Below are 12997 nucleotides of genomic sequence, written 5' to 3' on the forward strand. Positions count from 1 at the left end.
AAAAAGCCCCTGAAAAATCAGGGGCTTAGCTGTTTCAATGACCCGGCGTTACCTTACGGTGCCGGACGGGTAATTATTCCCACTCAATGGTCGCCGGCGGCTTGCCCGAAATATCGTAGACGACACGGTTGATGCCGCGCACTTCGTTGATGATGCGGTTGGAGACCTTGCCAAGCAAGCTGTGCGGCAGGTGTGCCCAGTGGGCCGTCATGAAGTCCTGCGTTTGCACGGCGCGCAGGGCCACCACGTATTCGTAGGTACGGCCATCGCCCATCACGCCGACCGACTTGACTGGCAGGAAGACGGCGAACGCCTGGCTCGTCGCTTCGTACCAATTGGTCGGCACGCTATCCTGGTCGAAGCCTGGCACCACGACCGGCTCATACGGCGTGTTGCGCAGCTCTTCGATGAAGATGGCGTCGGCACGGCGCAGCAGGTCGGCGAATTCTTTCTTGACTTCGCCGAGAATGCGCACACCCAGGCCAGGGCCTGGGAACGGGTGACGGTAAACCATGTCATGCGGCAAGCCCAGGGCCACGCCCAGCTTGCGCACTTCGTCCTTGAACAGTTCGCGCAGGGGTTCGAGCAGTTTGAGCTTCATGGTGTCCGGCAAGCCGCCCACGTTGTGGTGGCTCTTGATGGTCTGGCCTTTCTTGCCCTTGCCGGCCGATTCGATCACGTCCGGGTAAATCGTGCCTTGCGCCAGCCATTTGGCATTCACCAGCTTGCCCGACTCGACCTGGAACACTTCGACGAATTCGCGGCCGATGATCTTGCGCTTCTGCTCAGGGTCGGCAACGCCGGCCAGGTGGCCCATGAACTGGTCTTCCGCGTCGATGCGGATGACTTTCACGCCCAGGTTCTTGGCGAACATGTCCATCACCATCTTGCCTTCGTCCAGGCGCAGCAGGCCATGGTCGACGAAGACGCAGGTCAGCTGGTCGCCGATGGCGCGGTGGATCAGTGCTGCCGCGACGGACGAATCGACGCCGCCGGACAGACCCAGGATGACTTCATCCGTGCCCACTTGCGCGCGGATCTTTTCCACCGCTTCGCTGATGTAGTCAGGCATGTTCCAGTCCGATTTGCAGCCGCAGATTTCATGCACGAAACGGCCGATGATGGCCTTGCCCTGCACCGTGTGCGTCACTTCCGGGTGGAACTGCACGCCGTAGAACTGGCGCTCTTCGTCGGCCATGGCGGCGATCGGGCAGCTCGGGGTGTTGCCCATCAGCTTGAAGCCTGGCGGCATTTCCAATACCTTGTCGCCGTGGCTCATCCACACTTTCAGCATGCCGTGGCCTTCGTCGGTGACGAAATCGGCAATACCATTGAGCAGCTTGGTATGGCTGCGGGCGCGCACTTCGGCGTAGCCGAATTCACGCACCAGGCCGTTTTCAACTTGGCCGCCCAGCTGGGCCGCCATGGTTTGCATGCCGTAGCAGATGCCCAGCACAGGCACGCCCAGTTCGAACACGGCTTGCGGCGCGCGCGGCGAGTCGCCGTCCAGGGTGGAATTGTGGCTGCCCGACAGAATCACGCCGGCGGCGCCATAGTTGCGCACGAATTCGTCGCTGACGTCATACGGGAAGACTTCGGAAAACACGCCGGAATCGCGCACGCGGCGGGCGATCAACTGGGTGACTTGGGAACCGAAATCGAGAATGAGGATTTTAGAATGCATGGTCGGAGCTTTATTCAAGGTCAATTGCAAAACCGGCGCACTGGGCGCCGGTCTGGACTTTCGTTACCGCTTACTCGGAGCGATAATTTGGCGCTTCTTTCGTGATCTGCACATCATGGACATGCGATTCGCGCATGCCGGCCGAGGTGATTTCCACGAATTCCGCTTTCTCGCGCAGTTCGTCGATGGTGGCGCAACCGCAATAGCCCATCGATTGGCGCACGCCGCCCACCAGCTGGAAGATGATCGCCAGCACGCTGCCCTTGTAGGCAACGCGGCCTTCGATACCTTCAGGCACGAACTTATCGGCCTTCATGGTGGCGTCCTGGAAATAGCGGTCAGCCGAACCATCGGACATCGCGCCCAGCGAACCCATGCCGCGGTAGGACTTGTAGCTGCGGCCCTGGTACAGGATCACTTCGCCAGGTGCTTCTTCCGTACCGGCAAACATGGAACCCATCATGACGGTCGAGGCGCCAGCGGCCAGCGCCTTGGAAATATCGCCCGAGAAGCGGATACCGCCGTCGGCGATACACGGCACGCCCGTGCCTTCCAGTGCTTCAGCCACGTTCGAAATGGCCGTGATTTGCGGCACGCCCACGCCAGCGACGATACGCGTGGTGCAGATCGAGCCAGGACCGATGCCGACCTTGACGGCGTCAGCGCCGTATTCGACCAGTGCCTTGGCGGCGGCGGCCGTGGCGATATTGCCGCCGATAACTTCCACTTGCGGGTACTTGGTCTTGATCCACTTCACGCGGTCGAGGATGCCTTGCGAGTGGCCGTGGGCCGTATCGACCACCAGCACGTCAACGCCGGCGGCGACCAGCAGGTCGATGCGCTCTTCATCCTTGGCGCCAACGCCGACGGCAGCGCCGACCAGCAGCTTGCCCTGGCTGTCTTTCGACGCGAACGGGTGCGAAGTCGACTTCTGGATATCCTTGACGGTGATCAGGCCGCGCAGTTCGAACGCGTCGTTGACGACCAGCACGCGCTCGAGGCGGTGCTTGTTCATCAGGCGCTTGGCTTCGGCCGTATCGGCGTCTTCGTTGACGACCACGAGTTTTTCGCGCGGGGTCATCTTGGCGGAGGCTTCCGCGTCGAGTTCCTGTTCAAAACGCAAGTCGCGGTTGGTGATGATGCCGACGACTTCCTTGCCTTTGACAACAGGGAAACCGCTGATGCCATATTGTTCCGTCAGGGCGATCACGTCGCGGATTTTCATATCCGGCGGAATGGTAATCGGGTCGCGCAGCACGCCGGCTTCGAAACGCTTCACGCGGGCCACTTCACGTGCCTGGTCTTTCGGATTCAAATTCTTGTGAATGATGCCGATGCCGCCTTCCTGGGCCATCGCGATCGCGAGGCGGGCTTCCGTCACCGTGTCCATGGCTGCGGACAGCAAGGGAATATTCAGGGTGATGTTGCGGGTCAGGCGAGTTTTGAGGGACGTATCGGCGGGCAGAACGTTGGAGTAGGCTGGGACGAGCAGCACGTCATCGAATGTGAGTGCTTTTTGAAGTAGACGCATAGCATTTCCTATTGGCGCAAAAGCAGATTATACAGAAATTCGTGATTCCTGTCTTAAACATTCGCAAACCGCTGTAGACATAGTACGAATGCCGTTTTCGCTTTCCTTAAAATGTCTGGAAAAGTCTGGAAAAGTCTGCGTTTTCGCCCAAATTTCGCCCGGATATTTAACCGCTCTGCTGACCGACGTGGCCACTTCTATGAGCCTGCGCAAGATCAACGGCGCGGGCCACAACATACTCAACGATGGAGCGCGTCACCCACAAGCATAACGTCAAAATGGAAAATTGCAATGAAGCCTGCGCTGGGCATCCTCATTTTACCTGGCCTACTCAGCTGCGCTGCTGGCGGCATTAACGAGCGCCATGGAGGCGACTTGATCGGACTGGACAGCTTCGCCCTCGCCGCCCGCTACGGCACGCCTGCCACCTACCAGTACCAGGGCGATTACCTGCAGCTGAACTATGGCAGCGCGGCCGTCGGCTGCCAACTCGTTGTGCTGGTCGACCAGCAGCAGCGCGTGGCCGGCTGGGCCTCATCAGGCTCAATGTGCGAGAAACGGGTTCGCTAACGCTACTACCTTGAGCTTAGGTCAATACGCGGCATTTCCACAATGCACGGCTCGTTATCGAGCAGTACGCGCAGCTCCGCCCGGATAAGGCCCAAGGCGCCGACTCGCGGCCCAAGACTGCGATCTAGCTGGTCTGCCCTTCCTGCGATCTGTCTCATGCGGTGAATTTCCCAAAGCAGCGCACGTATATCTGGCGAGTCGCTTCTTATACGAATTTCCGTCAACTCTGCACTACTTAGAGGTCTTCGATGCTTGCCCATATCCCTACACCTTTGCCAAATTTTCAATTGAATATTACTGAATCCAGAACCGTAGACGCTAATGCGCCATCACCTTCGGCAGCTCCATCCAGTTCGTCGTATACCGCGGCGTGCGGTTTTCCGACAACATTGTCCAGCGCCTGACCAGGCCGGCCGAACCGAGGTGCACAGTATCCCGGCCGAACCGTTCATTCAGGGCATCCAGCGCCTCCATGGCGCGCACTGAACGCGCACGATCGGGGTCCGCATCAAACAGGACACCCTGGCGTTGGGTGTCCGGCCGCAGGTCCATCAGCATGATCCCGGCCTTCTTGTATTTGAAGCCCTCGCGAAAGATCATGCCCAGGCCGTGCAGCGCCGCTCCGGCCAGCGCGCGGTTGTCCGCGCTGGGCTCAACCAGCGGGATGGTAATGCCATTGCTGTATTGCTCGTCCTTTTCACGGAACCGGTTCGTTTGCACGAAAACATGCACGGCACCGCACAGGGAGCGCTGGCCACGCAGCTTCTCGCCGGCGCGCGCGGCATAGGTGGATATCGATTCGCCCAGCTCGGCGCACGTCATGACCATTGTGCCGAAGGAACGCGACGACACAATTTCCTTGCGCGGCGGTGCCACCTCTTCCAGCTCCAGGCAGGAAATTCCGCGCAGCTCATTACACGTGCGCTCGAGCACGACGCCGAAGTGGGCCCGCATGGTGCTGGGCGGCGCATCCTTCAAATCCTGCACCGTGCTGATGCCCATGGCCCGCAGCTTGGCACCAATGCGCCTGCCGACTCCCCATACCTCGCCAACGTCGATGCGCTGCAGTAACCAGGCGGTCCGGGCATCCGACATGGTCGTGAAGTCGGCAACGCTGTTAAATAGAGGAAATTTCTTTGCCACGTGGTTGGCCAGCTTGGCCAAGGTCTTCGACGGCCCCACACCGACGCATACGGGCAAGCTGGTCCACTGCGCCACCTTCGCGCGGATATCCTGCCCCATGGCTGTCGGCGAATCCCAAAGGCCGCCCAGGCCGTTCAGGCTGAGAAACGATTCATCGATCGAGTAGACCTCGACATTGGGGCTGTAGGTCCGAAGGATGGTCATGATGCGATTGCTCATGTCCGCGTACAAGGTGTAATTGGAGGAAAGGCCTACGATGCCGTGCTGGCGCACCAGGTCGCGCATCTGGAACCACGGCGCTCCCATCGGCACGCCCAGGGCCTTCACCTCGTTCGACCTGGCCACGGCGCAGCCATCGTTATTGGACAGCACCACCACCGGGCGATCGCGCAAGCGGGGATTGAAGGCGCGCTCGCAGCTGACGTACATGTTGTTCACGTCGACAAGCGCAAAAATCTGCTTGGTCGGGTCGCCCATTTCACACCCGCAGCTTTCGCACGACGCCCGTCACCACACCCCATATCTGCAACTCGCTACCTTCGGCCAGGCAAATCGACTTGTATGCAGGGTTGTCAGGACGCAGCTCTACCCTACCCCGCTGACAATAAAGGCGCTTGAGGGTGTATTCGGCATCGATGACGGCAATGACAATGTGACCGTGCAAAGGCGCGACGGAGCGGTCTACCACCACCTTGTCGCCATCCAGTATGCCGGCGTCGCGCATCGAGTCGCCCTCGACCGTAAAGAAAAATGAGGCTGCCTTGTGCTGCACCAGCAGCGCATTCAGGTCCAGGCCGTCCTCTGTGTAGTCGGCGGCCGGCGACGGGAACCCCGCGGATATACGGTGCGAAATCTCCGGCCGCGCACTGGCAATTGGGTACTGTGCTAGCGGCAGTGGCGACTGCGACACACCGGGCTGGCTAGGTTGAAGTATTAATAATGTTGCATTCATGGCTGGCCAATATACTGTGTTTTTATACAGTATATCGACCGAAGCAAGAAACAGGAAGTATAAAATTGTTTCTAGAAAAGTGAGTCTGGCGGCGCCGAGTCAGCCTTCGCGGCCGGTTTCGCTCTTGTCCGAGGTGGCAACGGGTCGGGCTGCGCGACAAGCAGCTCCGCGGGATACTGCCGATAAACATCCTCTTCGGACACCAGCGAGCCGTTCAGCCAGCCCTGATATTGGTCCGGGTCCAGGATCATCACCATGCGTTTTTCGTCGTCCGGCTTGTGAAAGCGCTTCATCAGCGGATGCCCGTCGGCATTGATCGTCAGCATTGAAAACGAGAGCAGCTGGTCGGCCGGCCGATATTCCCAGATGCCGGCAATGGCCACCGGGCCACCGTCGGCGCGTTCGATGCGCCAGCGCACGGGCGTGCCTGTTTCGTAGTTGGGCTCGAAGAAGTTGGCCGCCGGGATGATGCAGAACTGCTTACGCTTCCAGGCGCTGCGGAAGGATGGCTTGCTGGCCACTGTCTCGGTGCGAGCGTTGTAGGTCTGGCGGGCCAGCTTATGGTCAGCCCAGTGGGGCACCATGCCGAACATAGCCGGGGCGACTTCCATCTCGCCGGGCGCCTCGTGCGAGCCGCGCAGGATGGGCGCCATGTAGCCGGGCCATGCTTCAGGCGGGAGATCGAGTTGAGACGATCGAACACCGAAGCGGTCTTCGATCTGTTCTTTACCGCTGGGGGTGTAGTCAGCACACATTCAATGATAATATCTTGAATAGCAAATTTTCACAATCGTGATATCAGTTTAAATATTCCACAAATATTTTAACGAAATACAATAAGCCAAATTATACTTTACTCAAAAAAATTACCAAATATCACGCCATCACTAAAATTCTACATATGACCTACAATGAATCCATAAAAAAAATAATCTCAGAAATTGGAAATTATTCAAAACACTCAATCCTAAATGAATCATTAGGGTATCTTTCGAGCATAGGGATTGGATATGAAGAACGTGCAAGGGCGATGCCACACATAATCTACCTATTAATAAAATGGAGCATGCTTTCAAAAGGCCATAATAAAATAAAAATTTCCGCGAAAGAGTTCTCGAAAATCATCAACAAAATTTTCAAGGTGCAGAATCTTGCCGCAAATTTAAACCCTAATGGAAATTTTGGTTTAAAACTAAGAGTAATGTTAATGCAGCAAACAATACCACAAAAAAATTATCAACATTACCTAATAACATTAAGTCGACAAAAATATTGGTTCGAAGGAAAAGATGACTCACCTTACAATGTAAGTTTTAAAAAAATTACTGGGATTTCACTTAGTAGTTTTTACTCGATAGCGTTCTATATTTCCGCATGCGCTATACCCTTGGCTAAAAAAATAGAATATATAAATTTTAGCAATTTGGTAACTCAACTATCACCAAAAATAAGTATAGAAGAGATAGCCGCAACAATTAAGCTACTATCATTGAAGCCGGGAAACATATCAAGCTACCTGAAGAATTTTGAATTAGATGAAAATCCAATCTGGGAATACTTTGCTGATACGCCGCTTATCAACAAGCCACTTCTAATCAACGAGGACTCTATTTCATTCATCGAAAAAGATTTATTCCTCAGATCCGCATCAGATTTCGTTTCAAGGACACTAAAGGCAGGAGACATTCATTTCAAAAATAACTTTGGAAAAACCATGGAGAATTACATTGATGAGTTATTTAAAAATCATGGAATCACTCACTTAAATGAAGCAGATATTAGTGAAATATACAAGAAACTTGGAAAAAAATCTAAAATCGTAGACTTCATAATTATCGGGGACGTCAATATTTACTTAGACTCAAAAGCGATTGAACCAAATAGTTTGGTAACCACATCACACGATCCTGATGTTTTAAAAAGAAGCCTAGAGGCAAGCTACATCAAGGCGATATTTCAAGGGCAGGAATGTTGCCATACCCTTACGCAAAATAAGACATTGGACACCGGTGAGAATTTTCTATTAGTTGTCGTACATCAAGATCATTATATTTCATCAGGAACGACAATCCAAGAATTAATATACCCCGAACTTTCAGATACATTAATTAAAAAATTCGGACATATCCCAATACCGCTAAATAATATTTACTACATAACCATTGATGATTTGGAAATGCTTATCGAAATGGAGTCGCAAAAAAAACATAGTATAAATGAAATCTTGAAATCATCCGTAATAAAGGATAGCAAACCAGAAACCCAATGCATGCTATTCAGCATGCATATTGAAAAAAAAAGGCGCTCCATACTTGAACAATACCTTGCGACAAATATGCGAAAACAATTTCAACGACGGAATAAATCTAATTAACGAAAATTCAAAATACTGGAATAATAAATCATATGAGTTTATTTACAAAAGAAACAAATTAAAAACACAAATTAGTGGAGAATAATATGAAACAATAATGATAACAATGGAAATTATTTCATGAACCATGAAGTTGAATTTCAATAAAACTTCGCTGCCTTCTAAATATTGCCGATAAATTATTTACGTACATTCATATGAATTTAATACAAATATTATCATTTTCGACTAGTGCAGCAATAATAACATTTATTTTGAATCAACTAGCCATAGCATACAAGGAGCGAGGAAGCAAGAGAGAGAAAGTAAAATATCAAGGTTTGCGTCTATGCTTAGCTCTTGAGCGCTTTTCAATCGAATGCGCCGACTCCATTAATAACCAATCCAATTATGACGCATCACAAGGAACTGCCGGCGCGCCCTTCAATGCCATGCCATTGCTAACACTTCCAGAAGTTGAGTGGCAATTATTCCCACTGCATATTGTGAATAAAGTACTTTCTTTTGAAAACGAATTACGAGATGCAAATGGCGCAATTTCATTTGCCATCGACCTTGACTTGGCCAATGAGGGCACAAACGAACCGAGCGCTCAGGCTGGGCTATGTGGTTATCGAGCCGCCCAATTAGCTTCAAAAATTCGAAGCGAATATAATTTAGGTAGGCCAGAATCTCCCCCGCATGGATGGGATCATATTGCTTTTCTAAAAAAACGCCACGATGAAAAAATCAGGCAGTTTTTACCATTCAGCGACAGCCCGCAATAATTGCTCCCAGTTCGTCCTCGTACTTCCGACCGCGCGGCCAATCTCTCGCCAGCGCCAAGACGATCTCACCATCCGTTGCCGATGGTGCCAGCTGGTCAAAATCGTAGGCCGGGCGCTGCGGCACCACCTTTACACATGGTGTAGAGGTGGGAACTTCGACGCGCTGCGGCGCCAGCGGCGCGCTGCCGCAGCCGGCCAGCAGCAATATAAGCATCCATTTCATCGCACGCCCTCCAGCAGCAGCCTGACGGCCGGCATCGCCTCGTCGCACGTTGCGGCGCGCGCGCCGCTGACTTGCGTCAGGGCGGCATCATACTTCTTGCCCTTGGCAGCGGCCGCCGCCCGTGCCGCAGCGCCGCGCTCCTGCGCCGCCAGGGTTGCCTTGGCCATGCCATCGATGGCGCTGTTTTGCTCGCCGATCGATGTGCGCAGCGCAGCGCTGACACCCTGCTCCCGCGCCAGCGCCGCGCGCGCTGCATCCCGTTCGCCAGCGGCGAGCCACCAGCCCGTGCCGGTGGAACTGGACACCGCCAGCAGCGCACCGGCCAGGACGATGGCCGCCGCCTTCCAGATTCCGCTAACGGCGGCCCCCGCCAGCGTGCCTAGGGCGCTCATACGATGCCCGCCACGTAGCTGACACCGCCGCTGGCAAACTTGGCTGTCAGCACCTGGCACCGCGGCGCGCCAGCCGACAGGGCAATGTGCACCCACGTGCCCTCGTAGATCAGCTGATCGAAGACAATGCCGCTCTGCCGGATCAGCAGGGCCAGCGCCTTGGGCGCCAGCTTGTTGGTGCTGATGTCGGCGGCCAGGCCCAGCACGTGAGCGCTGCTGGCTGCGCCGCCCACCGCCCGGTTGAGCGCCGGGGAGCGGTAGCCGCTGGAAATAGTGATGGGCGCGCCCACCAGCGCGCGCACCTGCTCCAGCAGCGCGGCCAGGCGCGTGAGGTTGGCGACGATTGCGGGCGCCGGCGTATTGTCGATACCTTTGCGGGTGGCCACCTGCGAGGCGACCAGTTCTGCCAGGCTGAAATGTGGGCTCAGGTTCACAGGCCACCCCGCACATCCTTGACGACGGCGGCCGCGTCGCGCGCCAGCTCGCCGATATCCTTGTCGCGGCGCTTGTCGAACCAGCGTACCGTGGCGCCCAGCACCCACCAGGCGGGCAAGCCGGCCGCCACCATCAGCGGCGCGGCGATGAACAGGAAGCCCAGCGCCGGGTCGCTGCCGTACAGCACAGCGACGGCGCGCGCGCTGTCGAACAGGCCCGGCATCCAGTTACGCACGACCACGACCAGAGCCGGGCCCATCAGGGCGGAAAAGAGAATGGTGACGAAGAAGCGCACGCCCGCTTCCTTGGCTGTTTTTGGCCACATGAACATGAATCCGAGTGAGGTTGCGGCAGCGCCGGCCAGGACCGGGATACCAAAAATTTTGATCAGTGCGCCGCCGGCGGCGGTTGTTTCGAGGGCCATGTAGTGCCTTTCAGGTGGTGGAAATGAAAAAAGCCGCCCGAAGGCGGCCTGTGGTGCGATGCTGCATTTACGCAGTCGGGGCTTCCAGCGCATCAATGCGCTCCAGTGCAGTCTCCAGCTGCGCGTGAATTTGCGCGATCACTTTCCGGTCTTCGAGAAGTGCCGCGGCCTGCCCCCGCATGATGAACAGATTCAATTGGTCCGGCCGGAAGCTATAGATACTCCCAGCTGGTCGGACTTCCTGAAAGGCCCCCTGCTGTACGGCCCCCGATTCCATAAATCCTTCGACGATCACTTCGTCATAAGCTTCACATGCATCAGATGCAGCGTGGTGCATCGTTACAGCCGGGTGATGAATGTCTGGTGCTTTGATTTCAGGATGCTCGATCACCACTTCACCCCATTCATCGTGGCAGATAAAGCCATAAGTCAGCGGGTCAAGACCATGAGCTTCCATTACCGCGATTGCACGTTGCACTGTCATGCCAATGTGATAGCGCGCCTGCTCCCCCTTTTCGGCAACTGCGTCGAGAAATTGATATTTACCAATTTCCTTCGCCAGGTCCATCGCGGCAGAAATCTCTCGTTCATCCAGAGGAATAACCGCCGTCTTGTGCTCGGCGTCGGACGTTTGAATCGCGCCTGTAGCGGCATATACATTAGTCCATCGCCTATTAAAACTGCCTAATCCAATAGTATTGTCTTCAGCCGGATAGACGTAATCCCCTTGCACAACTAAAATATTCTTTAGCTGGCCCGCGCGCTTTACAGAAATGTTGAACGCCCCTAACGTCGCATTATTATCGAACCAGGCCCGCGCGTGCTCCACCCCAGCGCCGTAGCTGAACAAATACGAGGGAGTTCCGGCAGCTGCATCCAGACCTAACGCTGCATAGCCAGAGTCGGAATGCGAAACAATCGTGTTCGACACTGCTGAATTGACCTGAAAACCACCGGTAAACAACACTGCATTCGATGCTACCGTTTTTATTTGCAACGTAGCCGAATTTGCTGCCTCGGTATTAGCCAGCACCACAGCGCCCGCTTTTGTCTTGGTTACTTCAAAAGCCGCCGTACCGGAGCCAGAAGCAGCGCTTGTGACCCACCGCAGAACGACAGATGGAGTACCGACTGTCGACAGGTTCTGCACATCGAAACTACGCGGGCCATTGTCTTGCGAACGATTCGATCCGATTGAGATATTCCCGGCCACCCCGATTACCATTGATTCAAAACCCGCCGTGTAGAACTTCATCGGCAAATACGTCCCGGTGCCGATCATCGCCGAGCTTAGGCGCATGCAGTCGCCGGCGATCATGGACACCTGGGCCACAGAGCAGTTTGCCGGATGATCTTCGGCATAGAAGTTGATGCTAGCCGCCGGCCCGGCGCCATTCGGGACCACACCCAGTGTTGTTGCAGCGTTAGCTGCTGTCGTCCGAAACAACACCCTAGCATCGTGCACTCCGTTCGACATGTCCCCGCCAATCACGCCGCTCAGGACTGGGTTTCGGGAATCTACCTTTAACGTCAGGTCCGGCTTGTTCAAGATCGCCTTGACGGAACCCGGTGCCGCGTTCCAGTCGATCTGAATTGGCTGCAACTGCCCCTTCGCCAGCTGATTGAGCGCGTTGAGCCAATCGGGCATGCCTGGGTAAAAAATGTCTTCCATCACAATTCCTCGATATCAAGCGATGTTGCATAGGTGTCAAAATACGGCGTCGAAATGCCGGCCAGGTCGCTGAGGCGGCCATATAGCTGGTGGGCTTGCTCCAGTTCGGGATCGGCATTATCTGGAAACAGGCTCACCAGGATTGGCCGCCGCTTGCCGCTGCCGCGCACCAGGCGCCAGACGCTGGCCCGGTCCAGCGGCGTCATGTGCTCAAACGCGAGCGTCAGCTTGCGATACGCACTGCCCGCCTCCACGCCTTGCTCTCCTGACCCCTTGCGGTATTGCGTCGACGTGTCGACCGGCGTCACGCTGGCGCCATAGCTGGCGTTGACGTCAGGCTCCCAGTAGTTGCCCATCACCAAGCGCGAGCACTCGATATAGCCGGCCGGGTTGCCGGGGTCGGCGAGTTCGATGACAAAGTAGCGCGCCGTCCGACGCGGGAACCAGGCGCGCGCGTAGGTGCCGCCGCCGAACGAAAAGGCGTTGACGGCCAACGCGGTGGCCCCCCAGTCCCAGCCGCCTAGCGGCGCATAGGCGCATGCCAGCACCTTGCCGGTATCGATCACCGGCACCGCGTCGCCAGGCTCGGCAAAGCCGCGCACGCGGATTGTGGCGTTCGAGGTGAGATTGCAGAACGGCAGCACCACGCCGCCGACAATCTCGCCCAACGGCAGTGTGGCGGTGATGGTCTGCGCCGTGCCCGCCGAGCGCAGCACCGCCGACTTGCGCTCGCGCTGCAGGTTGGCCGGTCCCAGCGCACCAGCCTGACTTGATGCGGCGAGCACGGCACGGTCAGCGGCGTTGTCGTAGATGATGCGTAAATTAGTCAT

14 protein-coding genes are annotated in these 12997 nt (G+C 55.8%); 3 read left to right on the top strand and 11 right to left on the bottom strand.

The features are described from left to right. Positions 1-73: 73 nt before the first annotated feature. Together guaA and guaB are read right to left on the bottom strand one after the other, a co-directional pair. Complete coding sequence (gene guaA, locus JaAD80_RS07980; protein WP_102293688.1) at positions 74-1684, bottom strand: glutamine-hydrolyzing GMP synthase; 1611 nt, start codon at positions 1682-1684, stop codon at positions 74-76. A gap of 70 nt (positions 1685-1754) precedes the next feature. Continuing rightward, positions 1755-3215 carry an IMP dehydrogenase gene (gene guaB / locus JaAD80_RS07985; RefSeq protein WP_092804372.1) on the bottom strand — a complete coding sequence of 487 codons (1461 nt, stop codon included), beginning with the start codon at positions 3213-3215 and terminating at the stop codon, positions 1755-1757. Positions 3216-3506: 291 nt separating this feature from the next. Here guaB and JaAD80_RS07990 point away from each other — a divergent pair, with 291 nt between their 5' ends. Beyond that, positions 3507-3785 carry a hypothetical protein gene (locus tag JaAD80_RS07990; RefSeq protein WP_102293689.1) on the top strand — a complete coding sequence of 93 codons (279 nt, stop codon included), beginning with the start codon at positions 3507-3509 and terminating at the stop codon, positions 3783-3785. Between the two features lie 318 nt (positions 3786-4103). Here the strand turns inward: JaAD80_RS07990 and JaAD80_RS07995 are convergent, their stop codons facing one another. The 3 genes from JaAD80_RS07995 to JaAD80_RS08005 all read right to left on the bottom strand — a co-directional run bounded on the left by JaAD80_RS07995 (position 4104) and on the right by JaAD80_RS08005 (position 6635). Further along, complete coding sequence (locus tag JaAD80_RS07995; protein WP_102293690.1) at positions 4104-5405, bottom strand: Y-family DNA polymerase; 1302 nt, start codon at positions 5403-5405, stop codon at positions 4104-4106. 1 nt (position 5406) lies between these two features. Next, on the bottom strand, positions 5407-5880 hold the full coding sequence (locus JaAD80_RS08000; protein WP_102293691.1) for a LexA family transcriptional regulator: 474 nt from the start codon (positions 5878-5880) through the stop codon (positions 5407-5409). A gap of 71 nt (positions 5881-5951) precedes the next feature. Beyond that, positions 5952-6635, bottom strand: a complete 684-nt coding sequence (locus tag JaAD80_RS08005) for an SOS response-associated peptidase (RefSeq protein ID WP_102293692.1) — start codon at positions 6633-6635, stop codon at positions 5952-5954. A 146-nt stretch (positions 6636-6781) separates the two neighbouring features. Between JaAD80_RS08005 and JaAD80_RS30195 the strand changes: the two genes are divergently transcribed. Together JaAD80_RS30195 and JaAD80_RS30200 are read left to right on the top strand one after the other, a co-directional pair. Next, a complete protein-coding gene (locus tag JaAD80_RS30195; RefSeq protein ID WP_146012305.1) occupies positions 6782-8254 on the top strand; it encodes a hypothetical protein in 1473 nt (490 codons plus the stop codon). Positions 8255-8451: 197 nt separating this feature from the next. After that, the gene (locus JaAD80_RS30200) at positions 8452-9021 is read left to right on the top strand and encodes a hypothetical protein (RefSeq protein ID WP_146012306.1); all 570 of its coding nucleotides are present in this window, start codon (positions 8452-8454) and stop codon (positions 9019-9021) included. Here JaAD80_RS30200 and JaAD80_RS08010 read toward each other — a convergent pair. The 6 genes from JaAD80_RS08010 to JaAD80_RS08035 all read right to left on the bottom strand — a co-directional run bounded on the left by JaAD80_RS08010 (position 9002) and on the right by JaAD80_RS08035 (position 12997). Continuing rightward, positions 9002-9244, bottom strand: a complete 243-nt coding sequence (locus JaAD80_RS08010) for a hypothetical protein (RefSeq protein WP_102293693.1) — start codon at positions 9242-9244, stop codon at positions 9002-9004. The two genes, JaAD80_RS30200 and JaAD80_RS08010, sit on opposite strands and share 20 nt — an antisense overlap. Beyond that, positions 9241-9636, bottom strand: coding sequence for a hypothetical protein (locus JaAD80_RS08015; RefSeq protein WP_102293694.1), 396 nt, complete (start codon positions 9634-9636; stop codon positions 9241-9243). Before JaAD80_RS08015 ends, JaAD80_RS08010 begins: the two co-directional genes overlap by 4 nt. Further along, positions 9633-10070, bottom strand: a complete 438-nt coding sequence (locus JaAD80_RS08020; RefSeq protein ID WP_102293695.1) for a D-Ala-D-Ala carboxypeptidase family metallohydrolase — start codon at positions 10068-10070, stop codon at positions 9633-9635. Before JaAD80_RS08020 ends, JaAD80_RS08015 begins: the two co-directional genes overlap by 4 nt. Continuing rightward, positions 10067-10396 (bottom strand): hypothetical protein, encoded by a 330-nt coding sequence (locus JaAD80_RS08025; protein ID WP_227742029.1) that lies wholly within the window; start codon positions 10394-10396, stop codon positions 10067-10069. Before JaAD80_RS08025 ends, JaAD80_RS08020 begins: the two co-directional genes overlap by 4 nt. Positions 10397-10562: 166 nt before the next feature. Beyond that, a complete protein-coding gene (locus JaAD80_RS08030; protein ID WP_102293697.1) occupies positions 10563-12167 on the bottom strand; it encodes a tail fiber domain-containing protein in 1605 nt (534 codons plus the stop codon). Further along, positions 12167-12997, bottom strand: coding sequence for a hypothetical protein (locus JaAD80_RS08035; protein WP_102293698.1), 831 nt, complete (start codon positions 12995-12997; stop codon positions 12167-12169). Before JaAD80_RS08035 ends, JaAD80_RS08030 begins: the two co-directional genes overlap by 1 nt.

This window comes from Janthinobacterium sp. AD80, from assembly GCF_002878455.1.
In the GTDB taxonomy this organism is placed as follows: Bacteria; Pseudomonadota; Gammaproteobacteria; order Burkholderiales; family Burkholderiaceae_D; genus Janthinobacterium.

Excerpts from the sequence above, each read along its gene's own strand:
- guaA (WP_102293688.1), bottom strand. The coding sequence starts at position 1,684 with ATGCATTCTAAAATCCTCATTCTCGATTTCGGTTCCCAAGTCACCCAG.
- guaB (WP_092804372.1), bottom strand. The coding sequence starts at position 3,215 with ATGCGTCTACTTCAAAAAGCACTCACATTCGATGACGTGCTGCTCGTC.
- JaAD80_RS07990 (WP_102293689.1), top strand. The coding sequence starts at position 3,507 with ATGAAGCCTGCGCTGGGCATCCTCATTTTACCTGGCCTACTCAGCTGC.
- JaAD80_RS07995 (WP_102293690.1), bottom strand. The coding sequence starts at position 5,405 with ATGGGCGACCCGACCAAGCAGATTTTTGCGCTTGTCGACGTGAACAAC.
- JaAD80_RS08000 (WP_102293691.1), bottom strand. The coding sequence starts at position 5,880 with ATGAATGCAACATTATTAATACTTCAACCTAGCCAGCCCGGTGTGTCG.
- JaAD80_RS08005 (WP_102293692.1), bottom strand. The coding sequence starts at position 6,635 with ATGTGTGCTGACTACACCCCCAGCGGTAAAGAACAGATCGAAGACCGC.
- JaAD80_RS30195 (WP_146012305.1), top strand. The coding sequence starts at position 6,782 with ATGACCTACAATGAATCCATAAAAAAAATAATCTCAGAAATTGGAAAT.
- JaAD80_RS30200 (WP_146012306.1), top strand. The coding sequence starts at position 8,452 with ATGAATTTAATACAAATATTATCATTTTCGACTAGTGCAGCAATAATA.
- JaAD80_RS08010 (WP_102293693.1), bottom strand. The coding sequence starts at position 9,244 with ATGAAATGGATGCTTATATTGCTGCTGGCCGGCTGCGGCAGCGCGCCG.
- JaAD80_RS08015 (WP_102293694.1), bottom strand. The coding sequence starts at position 9,636 with ATGAGCGCCCTAGGCACGCTGGCGGGGGCCGCCGTTAGCGGAATCTGG.
- JaAD80_RS08025 (WP_227742029.1), bottom strand. The coding sequence starts at position 10,396 with ATGTGGCCAAAAACAGCCAAGGAAGCGGGCGTGCGCTTCTTCGTCACC.
- JaAD80_RS08030 (WP_102293697.1), bottom strand. The coding sequence starts at position 12,167 with ATGGAAGACATTTTTTACCCAGGCATGCCCGATTGGCTCAACGCGCTC.
- JaAD80_RS08035 (WP_102293698.1), bottom strand. The coding sequence starts at position 12,997 with ATGACTAATTTACGCATCATCTACGACAACGCCGCTGACCGTGCCGTG.